General features: G+C 66.5%; 18 protein-coding genes. 14 read left to right on the top strand and 4 right to left on the bottom strand.

The window, feature by feature from the left end; all coding sequences use genetic code 11:
• Nucleotides 1-20 precede the first annotated feature (20 nt).
• From ACO07I_RS18855 to ybeY, 6 genes are all read left to right on the top strand, one after another.
• Nucleotides 21-458: a Fur family transcriptional regulator gene (locus tag ACO07I_RS18855; RefSeq protein WP_298314641.1), complete on the top strand. Its 438-nt coding sequence runs from the start codon at nt 21-23 to the stop codon at nt 456-458.
• Between the two features lie 132 nt (nt 459-590).
• On the top strand, nt 591-1,367 hold the full coding sequence (locus ACO07I_RS18860) for a GNAT family N-acetyltransferase (RefSeq protein WP_298314639.1): 777 nt from the start codon (nt 591-593) through the stop codon (nt 1,365-1,367).
• Nucleotides 1,360-2,229 carry a lysophospholipid acyltransferase family protein gene (locus tag ACO07I_RS18865; RefSeq protein ID WP_422009973.1) on the top strand — a complete coding sequence of 290 codons (870 nt, stop codon included), beginning with the start codon at nt 1,360-1,362 and terminating at the stop codon, nt 2,227-2,229. Before ACO07I_RS18860 ends, ACO07I_RS18865 begins: the two co-directional genes overlap by 8 nt.
• A 60-nt stretch (nt 2,230-2,289) precedes the next feature.
• The gene (miaB, locus tag ACO07I_RS18870) at nt 2,290-3,702 is read left to right on the top strand and encodes a tRNA (N6-isopentenyl adenosine(37)-C2)-methylthiotransferase MiaB (protein ID WP_422009974.1); all 1,413 of its coding nucleotides are present in this window, start codon (nt 2,290-2,292) and stop codon (nt 3,700-3,702) included.
• 17 nt (nt 3,703-3,719) lie between these two features.
• The gene (locus tag ACO07I_RS18875) at nt 3,720-4,673 is read left to right on the top strand and encodes a PhoH family protein (RefSeq protein WP_422018321.1); all 954 of its coding nucleotides are present in this window, start codon (nt 3,720-3,722) and stop codon (nt 4,671-4,673) included.
• A complete protein-coding gene (gene ybeY / locus ACO07I_RS18880; RefSeq protein ID WP_422009976.1) occupies nt 4,645-5,172 on the top strand; it encodes an rRNA maturation RNase YbeY in 528 nt (175 codons plus the stop codon). Before ACO07I_RS18875 ends, ybeY begins: the two co-directional genes overlap by 29 nt.
• Nucleotides 5,173-5,295: 123 nt before the next feature.
• Here the strand turns inward: ybeY and ACO07I_RS18885 are convergent, their stop codons facing one another.
• Nucleotides 5,296-6,126, bottom strand: a complete 831-nt coding sequence (locus ACO07I_RS18885) for an aldo/keto reductase (protein WP_422009978.1) — start codon at nt 6,124-6,126, stop codon at nt 5,296-5,298.
• A 126-nt stretch (nt 6,127-6,252) separates the two neighbouring features.
• Between ACO07I_RS18885 and ACO07I_RS18890 the strand changes: the two genes are divergently transcribed.
• The 5 genes from ACO07I_RS18890 to ACO07I_RS18910 all read left to right on the top strand — a co-directional run bounded on the left by ACO07I_RS18890 (nt 6,253) and on the right by ACO07I_RS18910 (nt 13,068).
• Nucleotides 6,253-7,128, top strand: a complete 876-nt coding sequence (locus ACO07I_RS18890; protein WP_422009980.1) for a hemolysin family protein — start codon at nt 6,253-6,255, stop codon at nt 7,126-7,128.
• A gap of 13 nt (nt 7,129-7,141) precedes the next feature.
• Nucleotides 7,142-8,662 carry an apolipoprotein N-acyltransferase gene (gene lnt, locus ACO07I_RS18895; protein ID WP_422009982.1) on the top strand — a complete coding sequence of 507 codons (1,521 nt, stop codon included), beginning with the start codon at nt 7,142-7,144 and terminating at the stop codon, nt 8,660-8,662.
• 177 nt (nt 8,663-8,839) lie between these two features.
• Complete coding sequence (locus ACO07I_RS18900) at nt 8,840-9,295, top strand: helix-turn-helix domain-containing protein (RefSeq protein WP_298314622.1); 456 nt, start codon at nt 8,840-8,842, stop codon at nt 9,293-9,295.
• Nucleotides 9,296-9,497: 202 nt separating this feature from the next.
• Nucleotides 9,498-10,784, top strand: a complete 1,287-nt coding sequence (gene metK / locus ACO07I_RS18905) for a methionine adenosyltransferase (RefSeq protein WP_422009984.1) — start codon at nt 9,498-9,500, stop codon at nt 10,782-10,784.
• A gap of 109 nt (nt 10,785-10,893) precedes the next feature.
• Nucleotides 10,894-13,068 carry a peptidase domain-containing ABC transporter gene (locus tag ACO07I_RS18910; protein ID WP_422009986.1) on the top strand — a complete coding sequence of 725 codons (2,175 nt, stop codon included), beginning with the start codon at nt 10,894-10,896 and terminating at the stop codon, nt 13,066-13,068.
• 3 nt (nt 13,069-13,071) lie between these two features.
• Here the strand turns inward: ACO07I_RS18910 and ACO07I_RS18915 are convergent, their stop codons facing one another.
• The 3 genes from ACO07I_RS18915 to ACO07I_RS18925 are packed head-to-tail and all read right to left on the bottom strand — an operon-like array spanning nt 13,072 to nt 15,252.
• The gene (locus ACO07I_RS18915; protein WP_422009988.1) at nt 13,072-13,509 is read right to left on the bottom strand and encodes an MmcB family DNA repair protein; all 438 of its coding nucleotides are present in this window, start codon (nt 13,507-13,509) and stop codon (nt 13,072-13,074) included.
• A 40-nt stretch (nt 13,510-13,549) separates the two neighbouring features.
• Nucleotides 13,550-14,755, bottom strand: a complete 1,206-nt coding sequence (locus ACO07I_RS18920) for a tetratricopeptide repeat protein (protein ID WP_422009989.1) — start codon at nt 14,753-14,755, stop codon at nt 13,550-13,552.
• Nucleotides 14,752-15,252 (bottom strand): hypothetical protein, encoded by a 501-nt coding sequence (locus ACO07I_RS18925; protein WP_422009990.1) that lies wholly within the window; start codon nt 15,250-15,252, stop codon nt 14,752-14,754. The genes ACO07I_RS18920 and ACO07I_RS18925 overlap by 4 nt, the downstream gene beginning before the upstream one ends.
• Nucleotides 15,253-15,354: 102 nt before the next feature.
• On the opposite strand from ACO07I_RS18925, the gene ACO07I_RS18930 reads away from it, so the two are divergent.
• The 3 genes from ACO07I_RS18930 (at nt 15,355) to ACO07I_RS18940 (ending at nt 17,764) form a co-directional block, all read left to right on the top strand.
• Nucleotides 15,355-15,735, top strand: coding sequence for a hypothetical protein (locus ACO07I_RS18930; protein ID WP_422009992.1), 381 nt, complete (start codon nt 15,355-15,357; stop codon nt 15,733-15,735).
• Nucleotides 15,732-16,592 (top strand): alpha/beta fold hydrolase, encoded by an 861-nt coding sequence (locus ACO07I_RS18935; RefSeq protein WP_422009994.1) that lies wholly within the window; start codon nt 15,732-15,734, stop codon nt 16,590-16,592. Before ACO07I_RS18930 ends, ACO07I_RS18935 begins: the two co-directional genes overlap by 4 nt.
• A 521-nt stretch (nt 16,593-17,113) precedes the next feature.
• A complete protein-coding gene (locus ACO07I_RS18940; protein WP_422009996.1) occupies nt 17,114-17,764 on the top strand; it encodes a TetR/AcrR family transcriptional regulator in 651 nt (216 codons plus the stop codon).
• The last annotated feature ends 39 nt before the right edge of the window (nt 17,765-17,803 follow it).

Raw genomic sequence — 17,803 nt, forward strand, 5'->3', positions numbered from 1 at the left:
CCGGTGTAGGGTAGCACGGCATGCCTGACAGGAAATCAAAGCTCGAACTCCTATGCGCAGAGCGCGGCCTCAAAATGACCGACCAGCGACGCGTCATCGCGCGCGTCCTGTCGGATGCGTCGGATCATCCCGACGTCGAGGCCGTGCATCGTCGCGCGACGGCGATCGATCCCAACATCTCCATCGCCACGGTCTATCGGACGGTGAGGCTTTTCGAAGAGGCGGGAATTCTCGCCAAGCACGATTTCGGCGATGGCCGGGCGCGCTACGAGGAGACGCCGGACGAGCACCACGATCACCTGATCGATATCCAGAGCGGCAAGGTCGTGGAGTTCCACAACGACGAGATCGAGGAGCTTCAGCGCAAGATCGCCGAGAAGGCCGGATACCGGCTCGTCGGTCATCGCCTCGAGCTCTATGGCGTTCCCCTGGATGGAAAATCCGACCGCCAAAAATAAGTGGACGAGCCCATCGGCAGCCCGATAATGGGCCCATGATCGGGGCGGCCCCCTTGCGGATGACACATGCGCATTGACCGCGTTGACAGTGAAGCTGAGCTTCTTGGACCGCCCATCTCCAATCGGGAGATCGTGCAGGTCGTCGCCGGCGACTTCGAGGTTCGCCTCGCCCAGACGGTCGCCGAGATCGAGGCGGCGCAGGCGCTGAGGTACCGCGTCTTCTACGAGGAAATGTCGGCGCAGCCCTCCGCTGAGATGAAGGCGATGGGCCGCGATTTCGATCCCTTCGACGAGGTTTGCGACCATCTGCTGGTGCTCGACCGCCGTCGCGGCGACGGACCGGAAGGCATCGTCGGGACTTATCGCCTGATCCGCAGGCCCGCCGCGGCGAAGATGGGCCGGTTCTATTCGTCGGCCGAGTACGACATCCAGAAGATGATCGACTATCCGGGCGAGGTCCTGGAACTCGGTCGTTCCTGCATCGCCCGCGACGCCCGCAACACCGCGACCATGCAGATGCTGTGGCGCGGCATCGCGCTCTACGCCTATCACTACAACATCCAGGTGATGTTCGGCTGCGCGAGCATTCCGGGCACCGATCCGACGCAGCACGCGCAGGCGCTGTCCTACCTCTATCACCACCATCTCGCGCCGCCGGAGATTCGCGTACGGGCCCAGCCGCACCGTTACGTGAAAATGGATATGCTCGAACCCGGCAGTTACGACCCGCGAAAGGCGATGGCGCGCGTCCCGCCGCTGATCAAGGGTTACCTGCGACTCGGCGGCTTCGTCGGCGACGGCGCGGTGATCGACCACGAGTTCAACAGTACCGATGTCTTCATCACCGTGAAGACCGAGTTGGTGACGGAGAAGTACATCCGCCACTACGAACGCGGAATGCGTGAGTAGCAAGGCCGGGGCTCCTCTGGCCGCAACCTGGATCGGCTCACCGCTGCGCGGCGCATTTCGGCTCCTGAGCTATCTGCTGCTCACGCTGGTGATGCTGCCGTTCCATCTGCTGGCGCTCGCCTTTCGCGTCACGCCGGTCATTCGCTGGCTGCCGGTCATGTATCACCGCACGGTGTGCCTGATCCTCGGCATCAAGGTGAAGGTGAACGGCCAGCGCTCGACGGTCACGCCGACCCTCTTCGTCTGCAATCACGTCTCCTATCTCGACATCGAGGTGCTGGGCGGCCTCATTCCCGGCTGCTTCGTGGCCAAGGCCGAGGTGGCGACCTGGCCTTTCTTCAGCACGCTGGCCAAGGCGCAACGCACCATCTTCGTCGAGCGGCGCTCGAACAAGACCAGCGACAGCCGCGACGAGATGATGAAACGGCTGAACACGGGCGACAATCTGATGCTGTTTCCGGAAGGTACCAGCAGCGACGGCACGCGCGTGCTGCCGTTCCGCAGCGCTCTGTTTGGCGTGGCGCAGCTCCGGCGCGACGACCGGCCGATCGTCGTGCAACCGGTGGCGATCTCCTACACCCGTCTCGACGGCATTCCGCTCGGCCGCTACTGGCGGCCGCTGTTCGCCTGGTTCGGCGATCTCGATCTCGTTCCGCATCTCTGGCAGATGGTCTGCCTCGGCGAGACCCAGGCGGTCGTGACCTTCTTTCCGCCGATCGACATCGAGCGCCTGGGCGATCGCAAGAAGCTCGCGGAATACTGTTTCCGCCAGGTCTCCGCCGGGGTCCAGGCGGCGAATTCGGGCCGGCCCGAATTGATGCCCTCCCTGACCGAGCCGGTGCCGACTGGCTCCCCGTCCTGACGCCCCTCGACCCTGGGGGGCGGCGGTGATAGAAACCCGCCGTTCCAGCACCGGAGACCGATGAAGGACGTCCGCACCGACGGGCAGCCCAAGCGCGTGTTCATCCGCACCTATGGCTGCCAGATGAATGTCTATGATTCCGACCGCATGGCCGACGTCCTGCGACCGCTGGGCTATGCCCTGGCCGACAGGCCTGAGCAGGCCGATCTGGTCGTGCTGAATACCTGCCACATCCGCGAACATGCCTCGGAGAAGGTCTATTCCGAGCTGGGCCGCCTGCGCGACGTAAAGACCGAGCGCCGGGCGGTGGGCCGCGACCTGACCATTGCCGTCGCCGGCTGCGTGGCCCAGGCCGAGGGTCAGGAGATCATCCGGCGCCAACCCGCGGTCGACATCGTCGTCGGCTCGCAGGCCTATCACCGGTTTCCCGAATTGCTGGCGCAGGTGGCGCGCAAGGCGGCGGGCGGCGAAGCCGGCAGGCGGGCGCCGGGGGCCGGCATCCTCGACACGGAATTTCCGCCCGAGAGCAAGTTCGATCACCTGCCGTCGCCGCAGGGCATCCGCGCGGGCTCGGCCTTCCTCTCCATCCAGGAAGGCTGCGACAAGTTCTGCACCTTCTGCGTCGTGCCCTACACGCGTGGCATGGAGTACTCGCGACCGGTGGCCGCCGTGCTCGCCGAGGCGCGGCAGCTGGTCGCCGCGGGCGCGCTCGAACTCACGCTGCTCGGTCAGAACGTCAATGCCTATCACGGCGAGGGTCCCGACGGCTCGATCTGGTCGCTCGCGCGCCTGGTGCGGGCGGTCGGCGAGATCGAAGGCCTGGCGCGCCTGCGCTACACGACCTCCCATCCGCGCGACATGGACGACGAGCTGATCGCCGCGCATGGCGACGTGCCGCAGCTCATGCCCTACCTGCACCTGCCGGTGCAGTCGGGATCGAACCGCATTCTCGACGCGATGAACCGGCGCCACGACCGCGATCTCTACCTCCGTATCGTGGAGCGACTGCGCAACGCGCGTGCCGACCTCGCGTTGTCGTCGGACTTCATCGTTGGCTTTCCGGGTGAAAGCGATGCCGATTTCGACGACACGATGCGGCTCATCGATGAGGTGGGCTTCGCCTCGGCTTATGCCTTCCGCTACAGCCGCCGACCGGGCACTCCTGGCGCGGCACTGGTCGACCAGGTGCCCGAGAACGTGAAGGTGGCCCGGCTTGCGGCGCTCCAGGCGCTCGTCGCCAGGCAGGCGCGAGAGTTCAACGAATCGAAGGCCGGTAGCGTGGTGCCGGTGCTGTTCGCCGAGGCCGGCCGCAAGCCCGGCCAGATCATGGGCAAGACGCCCTGGCTGCAGTCGGTCTATGTCCAGGGGAACCCCCGGCTCTTCGGCCATATCGTCGACGTGCGGTTGATCGAAGGCTATGCCAACAGCCTGCTGGGCGAGATCGTCGTCGGCCCGTACGAGGCCGCCGCGTGAGCGACCCGGTCGCCGGTATGCGCGCCGCCGATGTTCGGCGCATGACGTTCGACAACAATGCGCTGCTCGCCGTTCTGTACGGCAATCACGACCGCAATCTCGTACGCATCGAACAGCTCGCAAACGTTCAGTTGAGCGCGCGCGGCAACCAGCTCGCCATCTCGGGCACGCCCGACGACGCGGCCATTGCGCAGAAGGCGATCTCCGGCCTCTACGAGCGGCTGAAGCGCGGCCTCACCATTGAAGGGGCCGACATCGATGCGGCCGTGCGCTTTGCCCGCAGCGGCGCCGAGGGCGGCGACGCCGAAAGCATCCGCACGCGCAAACGCACCATCCAGGCGCGCACGCCCGGCCAGCGCGGCTATCTCACGGCACTGCGCGAGCGCGACATGGTGTTCGCTCTGGGGCCCGCCGGCAGCGGCAAGACCTATCTCGCGGTCGCCATGGGCGTCATGCTTCTGCTGGCCGGCAAGGTCGAGCGCATCGTGCTGTCGCGCCCGGCGGTCGAGGCCGGCGAACGGCTGGGCTTCCTGCCCGGCGACATGAAGGAAAAGATCGATCCGTACCTGCGGCCGCTATACGACGCGCTGCACGACATGATCCCGCCCGAGCAGATCGCGCACCGCATGGAATCCGGCGAGATCGAGATCGCGCCGCTCGCCTTCATGCGCGGCCGCACGCTCGCGCATTGCTACGTCATTCTCGACGAGGCGCAGAACACCACGCCGATGCAGATGCGCATGTTCCTCACGCGTCTGGGCGAAGGCTCCCGCATGGTCATCACCGGCGATCCCAGCCAGACCGACCTGCCCAACAACCAGAAGTCGGGCCTGAACGATGCGGTCGAGACGCTGGCCGATGTCGAGGGCGTGCGCTTCGTGCGGCTCACGGCCCAGGACGTGGTGCGCCACGACCTCGTGACGCGCATCGTCAATGCCTACGATGTCCGAGACAAGAAAGCCAAAGGCTAAGCCGGCGCTCCGCTGCACGGTCGTCGTGCTCGACGAGCGGTGGATCGAGGCGATGCCCGATGCCGAGCGGATCGCGCGGCGCGCCGCGCGGGCGGCGTTCGCCGGCGCGCGCCGAAGCGGCCGCCGCTCGCTCAACGTGGCGCTGGACCACGACAGGGGCGTGCGCGCCCTCAATGCGCGCGACCGCAAGAAGGACAAGCCCACGAACGTCCTCTCCTATCCGTCCGGCGAGCGCGAGTTTCTGGGCGACATGGTGCTGGCGCGCCAGACCGTGTGGCGCGAGGCGCGCGAGCAGCACAAGTCGGCGGCCGACCACTTCACCCATCTCGTCGTGCACGGCACCCTGCATCTGCTGGGCTACGATCACGAAACGGGCGAGGCCGACGCCGAGCGCATGGAAGCGCTGGAGCGCCGCATCCTGGCGAAACTCGGGATCGCCGATCCCTATGCCCTGGATGAGCAGGCCGGCGAAGTAGCCCGAAGCCGGGCGGACAAATGAAATAACCGAAATAATCGAAACAATCGAAGCCGGAGTCGCACCCCCTGATTCTCGGGTCGCCCTGACCATTGACGGATCAAGGGTGCTGGTCGGTCCTTCTGAAAAACCCGCTTCGCCAGCCTGTCAGAGCATCTCGAGCGGCTGCTTCGTCCGGGGCGGCGGGAAGGCCCGGTCGAGCTCGGCCAGGATATTCGGGGTGAGCTTCACCTCTAGCGCCGCAAGATTTTCCTTCACGCGCTCGCGCGTGGACGACTTCGGGATCGTGACGACCCCCGGCTGGGCGAACAGCCAGGCCAAAGCCAGCTGGGCGGGCGTGCAACCCACTTCCTCGGCGATCTTGCGGAGGGACGCCGTGCGCAGCAGCGCGCCCTGGTCGAGCGGCGAATAGGCCATCAGCGGGATCGAGCGCCTGCGCATCCAGGGCAGCAGGTCGAACTCCGGCCCGCGCCGCGACAGGCAGTAGAGAACCTGGTTGGTGCCGGTCAGGCCCTTGTCGAGATCGGCGGCCTCTTGCATGTCGTCGAGGTCGAAGTTGCTGACCCCGAAATCGCCGATCTTTCCGGCGTCCCGCAGCCTGTGAAAGGCCTCGAAGGTCTCCTCGATTCGGGCGCCGCCGCGCCAGTGCAGCAGATAGAGGTCGATCCGCTCCAGCCGCAGGCGCTTCAGGCTGCGCTCGCAGGCGGCGATCGTGCCGGCGCGCGAGGCGTTGTGCGGGTAGACCTTGCTGACGATGAACGGCCGGGTACTGCGACCCGCGAGCGCATCGCCCACGATCTCCTCGGCGCCGCCTTCCCCGTACATCTCCGCCGTGTCGATCATCGGATAGCCCAGATCGAGGCCGTATTTCAGGGCGTCGAGCTCTTCATTTCGGCGGCGCGGGGTTTCGCCCATGCGCCAGGTGCCGAGACCCAGTACCGGCATTTCCGCTCCGGAAGGCAGCTTGCAGGAACGCATAGGGAACTTCCATGGATTGCAACGCGGAGCCGATAGCCTATCTTACCAGCCATGCCTGACTCTACAGCGCACAGTACCAGGCCGGGCTTCAGCCCGGCTTCGTCGACTGAGCTTCTCGCCACCCCGGTGACATCGCCGGTTCCCGATGTCCCCTCGAGCGGCGGTTTGCTGCGCGCCATCCTCCGGCGCCTCCGCCGCCGGGAGAAGAACGAAGCGGTCCGCGAGGCGATCGAGGAGCTGATCGAGGAGACGCCCGAGAGCGACACGCCGATCAGCGAGGACCAGCGGGTCCTGCTCGCCAACATCCTGAAGCTGCGCGACAAGACCGTTGCCGACGTCATGGTGCCCCGGGTCGACATCGTGGGCATCGCCGCCGACACGCCGCTCGACGAAGTGGTGCGGCTGATCCAGGCCGAGGCGCATTCGCGCTATCCGATCTATCGCGAGTCGCTCGACGACGTGATCGGCATGATCCACATCAAGGACGTGCTGGCCTACTGGGGCACCTCCAAGAAGTTCAATCTGCGCGACATCCTGCGCCGCGTGGTGTTCGTGGCGCCGACCTTGCCGGTGCTCGACATGCTGCTCGACATGCGGCGCTCGCGGACGCACATGGCGCTGGTGGTCGACGAGTTCGGCGGCACCGACGGGCTTCTCACCATCGAGGATCTCGTCGAAGAGATCGTCGGCGAGATTGAGGACGAGCACGACGTTGCGCAGACCCCGACGGTGGCGCGCCGCGTCGATGGCACGATCGACGTCAATGGCCGTACTCCCATCGAGCTTCTCGAGGAGGAGATCGGCAAGGTCCTCTCTGAAGACGAGCGGCGGGAAATCGACACGGTCGGCGGGCTGATCTTCTCGCTGCTCGGGCGCATTCCCGAGCGCGGCGAGGTGGTCCGCCATCCGTCGGGAATCGAGTTCGAAATTCTCGACGTCGATCCAAGGCGAATCCGCCGCCTGCGGGTGCGGGCGCCGACGACGGCCCCCGCCGCCAAATAACCGATCGGACGCGATGACCCTGACGAGCTGGCGCGCCGCGGGCGTCGCCTTTCTGGCCGGTGCGCTCGCCGCACTTGCCATGCCGCCCCTCTATTGGCTGCCGCTTGCGGTTTTGGGCATCGTGGTCTTCGTCTGGCTGTGGGACACCGCGTCCGGACCGAAGAGCGCCCTGCTGAGGGGATGGGCCTGGGGGACGGGCCATTTCGCCGTCGGATCCTACTGGATCGTCGAAGCCTTCTTCGTGCCGCCCGCGGATTTCGCGCTGCTCGGCCCGCCGATCGTCGTCGGATTGGCGGCGCTGCTCGGTTTCTTCCCCGCGATGGCGGCAGGGGCCGCGAAATGGGTCGCCCGTCGCTGGCCCTCGCTGGGCGGCCGATATTCCCGTCTTATGCTGCTGGCGATTGCGTGGACCATCGCGGAATGGCTGCGCGGCCATGTCTTCACCGGCTATTCGTGGAATCCACTCGGCCATGTCTGGGCCTTCGCCACGCCGCTTCTCCAGGGGGCGGCGCTGTTCGGCGTCTATGGGCTGGGGCTGCTCACCTTCATGATCCTGGCCGCGCCGGCCGCCGGCTGGCGGGCCTCGATCCTTGCCCTCATCGCGGTCGGCGCTGCGGGTTTCGCGGGCCAGGCCGCGATGGCACCCCTCGAAGCGCCGAGCGGGCCGCTGGTGCGCCTCGTCCAACCCAACACGCTCCAAGCGGAAAAGTGGCGGCCGGAGCTGCGCGCGCAGCACATGGCCAAACTCGTGGAGATGAGCCGCCGCCCCGGCTTCGACGGGCTGGCAGCGGTGATCTGGCCCGAAACGGCGCCACCCTTCATCGTCGAACCCGGCTCGGCGGCCCTCGAATACATGGCGACGGCCGTTCCTCCCGGCGGCTACCTTGTCACCGGGGCGGCCCGTGGGACCCGCAACCGCGAGGACGGCGTCTGGAACTCGCTGCTGGTTATCGACGGCGCCGGCGAGATCGTGGCGACCTACGACAAGGTCCACCTCGTTCCCCTCGGCGAGTACATTCCGTTCCACAAGCAGCTTGCACCGGTGGCCGGCTTCATCGGCCGCGGCTCGTTCGAGGTCGGCGAATCGCGCGTCACCCTGGATCTGCCGCGACTGCCGTCCTTCTCACCCATCATCTGCTACGAGGTGATCTTCCCGGCCGCCGTCACCGGACCCGGCGCGCGGCCGCGCTGGCTGCTCAACGTCACCAACGATGCCTGGTTCGGTCTTTCGAGTGGCCCGTACCAGCACCTGGCCAGCGCCCGTCTGCGTGCCGTGGAGGAGGGGCTGCCGATGCTGCGCGCCGCCAATACGGGAGTGTCGGCGGTGATCGACGCCCATGGTCGGGTCCTGGCGGCGCTCGACATGCAGCAGGAAGGGATCATCGATCATGTGATACCGCCCGCGCGCGCGCCCACGCCGTATGGGCGCTGGGGCGACGGGACTCTGATTGCGCTCTTGATGTTCGCGGTTGCCGTCCTGATGGCATTGTCTCGTTACACAGAGCGTGAAAAAACAAACAATTCAAAGCCTTAGCCCTTAACGACCCGCTTGCATTCCGTGGGCGACGACGCTAGGTAATATGCAGCCTGCGCGTGTAGATATGCATTTTTGCACATGAGGTTCAGGCAGCAATCGCTGCACGCCATTCGGCCACGATTCGGCCCTATGCGCGTTCTTCGGAGATTTGACTGGGAAGGAGCAGGGGACCCCATGGCGAGATCGCATCCCGTTGATGTCCATGTCGGAGCACGTATGCGCCAGCGGCGCACTCTCCTCGGCATGAGCCAGGAAAAACTGGGGACGGCGGTCGGCCTCACCTTCCAGCAGATCCAGAAGTACGAGCGCGGATCCAACCGCATTGGTTCGAGCCGACTGTTCGAATTCGCCAAGGTCCTGGACGTGCCGGTGTCCTACTTCTTTGACGAAATGCCCTCGAATGCGCTGGCGGGTCGCCCGATGTCAGGGCGCGGACGCAAGGGTTTCGGCGAGGCGGGCACGCCGTTCGAGCAGGAGAAGGATCCGCTGATCAAGCGCGAGACCCTCGAACTCGTCCGCGCCTATTACAAGATCCGTGAGAGCAAGGTGCGCAAGCGCATCTTCGAGATGGTGAAGGCGGTCGGCGTGGCCAGCCACGCCGAGACGGTCGGTGCGCGCAAGGGTCGCTAGCGCCGGGACGAGAGGCGCAGGCGTTCGCCCTGCGATCCTCTTGCATTAAGTCGGGTTTTGAGGTTTTAACGGAGCGCGGTCCCGAAGGTCGGGATCGCCGCGGACGGATTTGGACGACTTGCCACCGCGGAAACAAAGGCTAAGCCGGACGTTGGCGGCACACCCGCCCTGCCCGGAGTCCAGTGCACTTTGGGAGGGATCGTTGGCGCTCAAGGACTATATCTTCACCAGTGAGTCGGTTTCGGAAGGCCATCCGGACAAGGTCGCGGACCAGATTTCCGACGCGATCCTGGACGCGTTCATCGCCAATGACGTGAAGCTCGGCCATGCCGACGACAGCCACGCCAATACGCGCCTGGGCTGCGAGACGCTGGTCACCACCAACAAGATCGTGATCGCCGGCGAAGGCCGCGCTTCCGAGCCGTACATGAAGAAGTACGGCAAGAACACCGTCGTCAATCGCGAGGCGATCACCGAGATCGCGCGCAACGTCGTGCGCGATATCGGCTACGATCAGGACGGCTTCTCCTTCCACGGTGCCGACGTCGAGGTGCTGCTGCACGGCCAGTCGCCCGACATCGCGATGGGCGTCGATGCCAAGAAGAAGGGCGGCAATCTCGGCGAGCAGGAAGGCGCGGGCGATCAGGGCCTGATGTTCGGCTTCGCCTGCCGCGACAGCGAGGAATACGAGAAGGGCTCGTTCATGCCCGCTCCGATCTTCTTCTCGCACAAGATCCTCGAAGTGCTGAGCAAGGCCCGCCGCTCGGGCGAACTCGGCGACCTCCAGCCCGACGCCAAGAGCCAGGTGACGGTTCGCTATGTCGACGGCAAGGCCGTCGGCGCCACCAAGGTCGTGGTTTCCACGCAGCATCGCGAGGCGACGGCCAAGGGCAAGAAGTACAACTCCGCCATGGTCCGCGAGATGATCACGGGTCACGTCGAGAAGTCGCTGCCCAAGGGCTGGATGCCCAAGAAGGCCTCGGACTTCTTCGTCAATCCGACCGGCAACTTCGTCGTCGGCGGTCCCGATGGCGATTGTGGTCTCACCGGCCGCAAGATCATCGTCGACACCTACGGCGGCTACGCTCCGCATGGCGGCGGCGCCTTCTCCGGCAAGGACCCGACCAAGGTCGATCGTTCGGCCGCCTATGCCGCGCGCTACTTGGCCAAGAACGTGGTGGCCGCCGGCCTCGCCGACCGTTGCCTGATCCAGGTTGCCTACGCGATCGGCGTGGCCGATCCGATGTCGCTCTATGTGAACACTGAGGGCACCGGCAAGGTCGACGAGCGCAAGCTCGAGAAGGTCCTGTCGGAGCTCTTCCCGCTGCGCCCGACCAACATCCGCCGGTCGCTGCAGCTCAACAAGCCGATCTACCAGCGCACGGCCGCCTATGGCCATTTCGGTCGCAAGCCCGAGAAGGACGGCGGCTTCTCCTGGGAGCGCACCGACCTGGTGGCCGAGCTGAAGCGCGCCTTCGGCGCCCGCTAGATCTTCCGATCCTCACGAACGAAGGGCGTGCAACGCGAGTTGCGCGCCCTTTGCTTTAGGAGATGCCCCTACCTAATTGAATTCAGGGGCGTTTCTGGTACCCTTCGGCATGGCTCCCCTCGAGAACGGAGGCTTCCAGCAGCAGTCCGTATGGGACGATGGCGGCCGCCTCCGCGTCGATTCCCTGATGAGGGCACTGCTCTACATCGCCCAGCAGGTGGGCCGGCCTGTCAGTGAAGCCGATATCCGTCGCCTGACCGCCGTGCCGGCGGCCGGCCTCGACGAGGCGTCGTTTCTGACCGCGGCCGTGCGGCTCGGCCTTGAGAGCGAGGCGATCGAGTTCGCATCGCGTCCGCTCGACGAACTGCCTCTGCCTTTCGCGCTCCTCGCGGCCGACGGTCGCGTCCATGTCGTGGTCTCGGGCCGCGCCGACACCTGGACCATTCTCGATGTCGTCGTGGGCCGCGTCTGGCAGGTGGCGGCCCGGGAGGTCGGCAGTCTCGGCTCGCGCGCCCTGCTATTGCGCCAGCCGTTGGACCCGCGCCCGGCCGATCATTGGTATGCCCCGCTCTGGGCGCGCGTGCGGTCCGTCGTGTTCAAGCTCGCCGCGGCGTCGTTCGCCATCAACCTGCTCGCGCTCCTCACACCGCTGTTCATGATGGTGGTGGTGAATCTGGTGATCGGGCGCCTGCCGCCGGCCGGTCTGTCGTCGGTCATGTTGATGCTCTGTGCGGGAATGGTCCTCGCCTACGCCGCCGATTTCGGGCTGCGCGTGGCGCGTGGATGGCTGTCGGCCAAGACCGGCGCGCGGCTCGACGCGCTGATGAGCGCCGAGGTGCTGCATCATCTGATGGCCTTGCCCTATCGGCATTTCGAGCGCACCCCTTCCGGCGTCATCACCGAGCGGCTGCGCCAGCTCGACGTGCTACGCGGCTTCCTGACGGGACAGCTGCCGGTGCTGGCGATCGACCTCATGTTCGTCGTGCTCTTCCTGATCGCCGTCTTTGCGATCAGCACGACATTGGGCCTGATCACCGCTCTGGCGGTTCCCGTACTGGTCGGCGTGTCGCTTGCCGCGCACCGTGCGCAGCGGCGCCTGGCGGAGGAGAATTTCCAGGCGCTGGCCGCCAAGAGTTCGACGCTGACCGAGACCGTGGCCAACGCCGCCACGATCAAGGCGCTGGGACTTGAAGCCGAGGTCGAGAAGCGCTGGCAGACGCGCGTCGAGCAATCGGCCCGCAGCAGTCTGCGGGCCAATTACCTTGCCAGCATTGCGGCGAGCGCCTCCGGGACGCTTCAGCTCGTGGCGTCGCTCGTCATCGTGATGGTCGGTGTCGCGGAGATTGCCGACCAGCGCCTGACGATCGGCGCCCTCATCGCCGCCAACATGCTCGCCGCGCGGGCGCTGCAGCCGATGCGACAGCTGGCGTCCGCCTGGCACCAGCTCCAGGGTGTGAGCGCCGCGTTCGAGCGCGTCGACGCGCTGATGCACGAGACTCCGGAGGCATCGCCGGGCGAGTTCGCGCCGATGCCGGCCCTGTCCGGCGGGATCGCGCTCGAACGCGTGACCTACCGGGCGCACGAGCGCGGCGCGCCGATCCTGCGCGAAGCCGATCTGACCGTGGCGGCGGGAGAGATCGTCGGCATCGTGGGGCCGTCGGGATCGGGCAAGACCACCATCGCCAATCTGGTGCAAGGTCTCGTCAGTCCCTCGGATGGCCGCGTGCTGGTCGACGGTACCGACATCGCCCATATCTCGCCGGCGCAGCTGCGGGCGCAGATCGGTGCGGTGCCGCAGGATGTCCAGCTCTTCACCGGGACGGTGCGGGAGAACATCGCGATGGGCGTCGCGGACAAGGATCCCGGCCGCGTCGTGGCCGTCGCGAAATTCGTCGGCGCCCACGAATTCATCCAGCGCCTGCCGCAGGGCTACAACACCGTGCTGGGAGAGCGCGGGCAGGGCCTGTCGACGGGCCAGCGCCAGCTCCTCTGCATCGCCCGGGCGCTGATCCGCAATCCGCGAATCCTCATCCTCGACGAGGCGACCAGCGCCCTCGATCCCGCCACCGAGGAGCAGCTGCTGCGCCAGCTCAAGGCCAATACGCGCGGGCGGACCGTCATCATGATCACCCACCGTCTGGCGCCCCTCGCCATCGCCGACCGCGTGGCGTTGGTGATGGATGGCAGGGTCGAGCGTATCGGCCCGCCGACCGAGGTGATGGCCTATGCGCGCATCCGCATGGCCGAAGCCAGCCGCGGCGCGGCGCGTCCAATGTCCGGCTGAGGATCAGGCGAAGTCGACGAACTCGGGATCTTCGAGACGCGCCAGCCGCTCGGAGGCGAGGCGGGCGCAGTCGACGAGGAGCGCCTTACGCCGCGCCGCCGCAACCGGGCGGCGGAGGGGATGGCGCAGGATCTCGGCCCCATAGGCGTCGGCGACGATCAAGCCGACTTCCTCGGCGATAAGCGCCTGAGGAAAATCGACGGGTACGGCAAAGTAGAGCATGTCGCACCAGGCGAGATAGTCGGGCCACTTCTGGTCGACGCGCCAGTCCTCGATCGAGGATTTCACCTCGACGATCGTGAGCTCGCCGCTGCCGGCGATCGCCATGATGTCGGCGCGCCGCCCGTCGGGCAGCGGCAGCTCACGCAGGACCGACCGGCCGGTCTGACGCATCAGCCGGCAGGCACCGCGGCAGACTGCGAGGGTGATGTCAGGACGCATCTGGCGCGCAACGTTCTGCGACGCATCCACGGGGGAACGCTCAGCGGCGGACAGGGACGAGACGCGGCAGGCTCTCGTCGCTGGGCAGTTCGAACGTCGGCTTGAAGGTCTGTGCCAATGCCTCGCCGCGCTTGCGGTCCCGATCGGCTACCTTGTCGCCCGCCTTCTCGCGGACGGCGCGGGCTTCCGGATGCCCGCCGCGTTCGGCGAGGTACAGCCATTTGAAGGCTTCGACCGGGTCCATCGTGCCGGCCACGCCCGTCAGCAGCATGACGCCCAGCGCCTGTTGCGCCTCCGGCAATCCCTGCTGGGCGGCCCGTGAATACCAGAGCTGGGCCTGGACGGGATCCCGCGCAACGCCGGAGCCGGCGAGATAGGCATTGGCGAGCTTGAACTGGCCTGACGGTACCCCGGCCCCGGCGGCCGCCTGGTACCAGCTGATGGCCGATTTCAGGATCTTCTCGTTGGCCGCCTTGTCGCGCGTCGCCGGTGTGCGGACCGCCATGTCGCCCAGGGCGAGCGCCGCTTCCGGCACGCCGTTCTGCTGGGCCTGGATCAGCCAGCGCTGGGCGGCGGCAAGGTCCTGCTTGACGCCCGACCCTTCGGCCAGCGCCATACCGTAACGCAGGGCGGCGCGCATGTGGCCCTTCTCCGCGGCCCGGCGGAACAGATCGGCCGCCCGCGTCGAATCGGCCGACACCGGGGGCGCGCTTTCGGACATGGCGCGCCCCAGCGCGTAGGTGGCGTACACATCGCCGTCCATGGCGGCCTGCTCGAGCCACGCACGCGCCTGGATCAGGTCGCGCTGAACCCCCTGACCACGGAGATAGAGTGTGCCGAGATTGAGCTGTGCCCGACGGTGCCCCTGCGCAGCCGCTTTCGCGAAGAGCTCGACGGCCCGGGCAGGATCGCGAGCCTGGCCGGCGTCGCCCGTGATGAATACCAGCGCCAGCCTGTGCTGGCCCTCGGCGGACCCGGCATCGGCGGCGCGCTGGATCAGCCTCAGTCCCTCCGCTTTGTTGCCGCGGTCGAGCAGGATGGCGCCCAGCCAGGCCTCGGAGTCGGCGGAGGGAGCGCCGAGGGAGCGCAAGGTCCGCTCGGCGGTAGCGACGTCACCCTGTCGATAGGCGACCACGGCGGGACGCAACGGCGCGGCGACGTCCGACGCGTCGGGCGGCTGCTGGGCCTGCGCGACGGCGCTCGCGGCCACCAAGGCAGCGGCGAGCGCCGATCGCGCGGCGATCATTTGGTCTTGAACGTGTAGGCCGCCGCGGCGGCCTTGGCCTTCTCGAGTTCCGCGGCCGGCAGTTCGCGGCCGGCCTGCTCAAGCGCCAAGTTGGCGTTGGGGACGTTCCAGCGTTCGGCGATGGCGCACCACTTGTAGGCCTCGAACAGGCTCTTCGGCACGCCCTTGCCCTCGGCATAGGCGCCCGCCAGCGGGATCATGGCCGGCAAATAGCCGCGCTCCGCCGCATCGAGCAGCAGGGGCGTCGCCTTGTTGATGTCGAACAGCTTCGACTCGGCATTGCCGTAGATGTAGAGGCCGAGCACGAACTGGGCACGTGGATCCCGCTCCTTTGCCAGAAGCTGCAGTTCCTTCTCTGCCGTCACGACATCGCCTGCCTGCAGCGCCTTGACCGCTTCCTCGAGGCCGGCGGCGGCGGCCGGCTGGACGGCGGCGGCGAGCAACAGGGCGGCCCCGGCGAGGGGCAGAAGGGCGCGGGCGGAACGAACGAAGTGCACGGAGAGGCTCCCGGAAAGCACGGCGGATATTGGCGGATTGGTAAATCGTCTAGCATGGAAATGAGGCCGAAACACGAAACGCGGCCCGCAGAGGGAGGGAGCATGCTCGAACAACTTGCCGATCTCGTGAACGATGACGCAGCCCTGGTACGGCGCGGCCGCCATTTCAACGGGGCTTTTCTGGTGGAGGCACGTCCGCGGGGCTGGCTGGTGCACGTGCTGCGGGGGAGGATCGAGAGGGTCGAGGCGGGTCCCTTCGTCATGCCGTCCTGGCGCTTTGCCCTGCGGGCCGACGAGGCGAGCTGGCAGCGTTTCTGGCGGCCCCGGCCGGCGCCAGGCGATCACGACCTGCTCGCGCTGGTGCGCCGGGGCCTCATGACGTTCGAGGGTGACCTGCAGCCCCTGATGGCCAACCTGCTCTACATCAAAGGCGTGCTTGAGGCCCCCCGCGCTGCGCAGACTGTAGGGGGCATGACGCCATGACGACCGCCCCTCTCGAGCCGATCGTCGGCCGCTATCTGTCGCTCGCCTTCGAAGGGCGGAGCTATCGCGTCTACTTCGAGGAGGCAGGCGAGGGGATTCCGCTGATCTGCCTCCACACGGCGGGTGCCGATGGACGGCAGTATCGCGGCGTGCTGAACGATGAAACGATCAGCAGGCGCTTTCGCGTCATCGCCTTCGACATGCCCTGGCATGGGAAGTCGTCGCCGCCCGCCGGGTTCGAACGCGAGGAATACCGACTGACGCGGGATTTCTACACCGCATTCATCGCGGCCTTCGCCGATGCGCTGTCGTTGCACCGGCCGGTGGTGATGGGCTGTTCGATCGGCGGGCGCGTGGTGCTCAACCTCGCGGCGACCCATGCGGATCGCTTTCGCGCGCTGATCGGCCTGCAGGCCTCGGCCCATGTGGCGCCCTACTATGATACCGACTGGCTCCACCACGCCGACGTCCATGGCGGCGAGGTGTGCGCCGGCATCGTCTCCGGTCTGGTTGGGCCCGATGCCCCAAGCGTGCATCGCTGGGAAACCCTGTGGCACTACATGCAGGGAGGGCCGGGCGTCTTCAAAGGCGATCTTCATTTCTACAAGGTCGACGGCGATCTGCGCGAACGCATCGCCACGATCGATACCAGCCGCTGCCCGCTCTATCTGCTGACCGGGGAATACGACTATTCGTGCTCGCCCGCCGAGACGGAGGAAGTCGCCGCGACGGTCGCGGGCGCCAGCTGTTCGATCATGCCCGGCCTCGGCCATTTCCCGATGAGCGAGGATCCAGATCGCTTTCTTGAGCACCTGCGCCCGGTTCTCACGGCGATCGCGGATCGTCCGTCTGGTTAATGCCCTTTGGGGCGACGGCCGAATCGCAGGTCTTTGCTGAGGGACACTTTTTTGGCTAGCTGCGAGGCGGGTCGCGCTTGAATTACTGGGGATTCTCTTGATCGTTCGGCGGCAGATATGCATTATTGCAAGTACCGCATCGGCTTGGCTTCAGTAGAGTGCGAATGAGAGCAAGCCCGCTGGCGGCCCCCCAAGCCGCTTTATCGAAGCCGTTCCCACACACCCAAGGCTTCGATCAACCCACACCCAGGCGGGCTCATAGGAAGGCCGATCGTCCCCAAGCGATCGGCCTTTCGTATTTCTGGCGATGACCGTTGTGTTGCCTGAGGGCCGGGGAACCAGCCGGATCAATATTGCGCCCACGGTGCGGGCATAGACACACCAAAAACGTCTATCACATCAGAAAATAAGACGATTATTATTGGATGCCAAATGTTCTAGATATGCATTATTGCAAGTTACCTCGAAATCGCCGGCTGATAGTGTCGCCCACGCGCGCCATGAATTTTCGATCGGTTCCAATGAGAATTGTCGGCTTCCCCCTTGATGTGTCCAATATTCATGATGAACGCATCATCAACGGGCAGAGCATTCGGCGCTCCTTGATCCAGGCCACTCTGGATCTCGTTCAGACGGGGGATGCCGAGCCATCCGCGGGTGCCGTCGCCGTGATTGCGGGGCTTTCGAGCCGGACCCTCGCTCAACACTTCCCGAATCTGTCCGATCTCTACACAGCGGCCTTCGAACTCGCAGTCAGCCGGGCGTTCGGCGCCGATCGACCGGTCGATCCGGCGGCGCCGCTGGCAAATCGCATCACGTGGCTGGTCACCGACCGGGTGCGGCTCTTCGAGGAGTGGCTTCCGTTGTGGAGCTTTGCCGATCGCGTGCGCGGCATGGCGCCGGCCATCGGGGTTGGCGTGGCGCGGCTGCGCGAACTTCTGCGGCAGCGGCTCACCGTGTGGTTCGCCGCCGAGCTCGAGGCGCTCGATCCGGAAGCGCGCCTTGCCGGGCTCGATTCGCTCGACCGGGCGTTCGGCTTAGACAGCTGGATGAATTTGCGTGAGCGTCAGCGACTGTCGCCGATGCGGGCCTCGAAGACCTGGCGCTTCACGGCCGAGACGATCGTCCAGCAGGCGCTTGCCGGGTCGCCTCGGGCATCCACCGCAGCCTGAGGCCTTAAGAAAAGGGCGACGGAAGGTCCGTCGCCCTGA

The sequence above is a fragment of the Reyranella sp. genome (assembly GCF_965227665.1).
Classification (GTDB): domain Bacteria; phylum Pseudomonadota; class Alphaproteobacteria; order Reyranellales; family Reyranellaceae; genus Reyranella.

Coding starts and splice junctions, on each gene's coding strand:
- ACO07I_RS18855 (WP_298314641.1), top strand. CDS start 21: ATGCCTGACAGGAAATCAAAGCTCGAACTCCTATGCGCAGAGCGCGGC.
- miaB (WP_422009974.1), top strand. CDS start 2,290: ATGAAGGACGTCCGCACCGACGGGCAGCCCAAGCGCGTGTTCATCCGC.
- ACO07I_RS18875 (WP_422018321.1), top strand. CDS start 3,720: ATGCGCGCCGCCGATGTTCGGCGCATGACGTTCGACAACAATGCGCTG.
- ybeY (WP_422009976.1), top strand. CDS start 4,645: ATGTCCGAGACAAGAAAGCCAAAGGCTAAGCCGGCGCTCCGCTGCACG.
- ACO07I_RS18885 (WP_422009978.1), bottom strand. CDS start 6,126: ATGCGTTCCTGCAAGCTGCCTTCCGGAGCGGAAATGCCGGTACTGGGT.
- lnt (WP_422009982.1), top strand. CDS start 7,142: ATGACCCTGACGAGCTGGCGCGCCGCGGGCGTCGCCTTTCTGGCCGGT.
- ACO07I_RS18900 (WP_298314622.1), top strand. CDS start 8,840: ATGGCGAGATCGCATCCCGTTGATGTCCATGTCGGAGCACGTATGCGC.
- ACO07I_RS18910 (WP_422009986.1), top strand. CDS start 10,894: ATGGCTCCCCTCGAGAACGGAGGCTTCCAGCAGCAGTCCGTATGGGAC.
- ACO07I_RS18915 (WP_422009988.1), bottom strand. CDS start 13,509: ATGCGTCCTGACATCACCCTCGCAGTCTGCCGCGGTGCCTGCCGGCTG.
- ACO07I_RS18920 (WP_422009989.1), bottom strand. CDS start 14,755: ATGATCGCCGCGCGATCGGCGCTCGCCGCTGCCTTGGTGGCCGCGAGC.
- ACO07I_RS18930 (WP_422009992.1), top strand. CDS start 15,355: ATGCTCGAACAACTTGCCGATCTCGTGAACGATGACGCAGCCCTGGTA.
- ACO07I_RS18935 (WP_422009994.1), top strand. CDS start 15,732: ATGACGACCGCCCCTCTCGAGCCGATCGTCGGCCGCTATCTGTCGCTC.
- ACO07I_RS18940 (WP_422009996.1), top strand. CDS start 17,114: ATGAGAATTGTCGGCTTCCCCCTTGATGTGTCCAATATTCATGATGAA.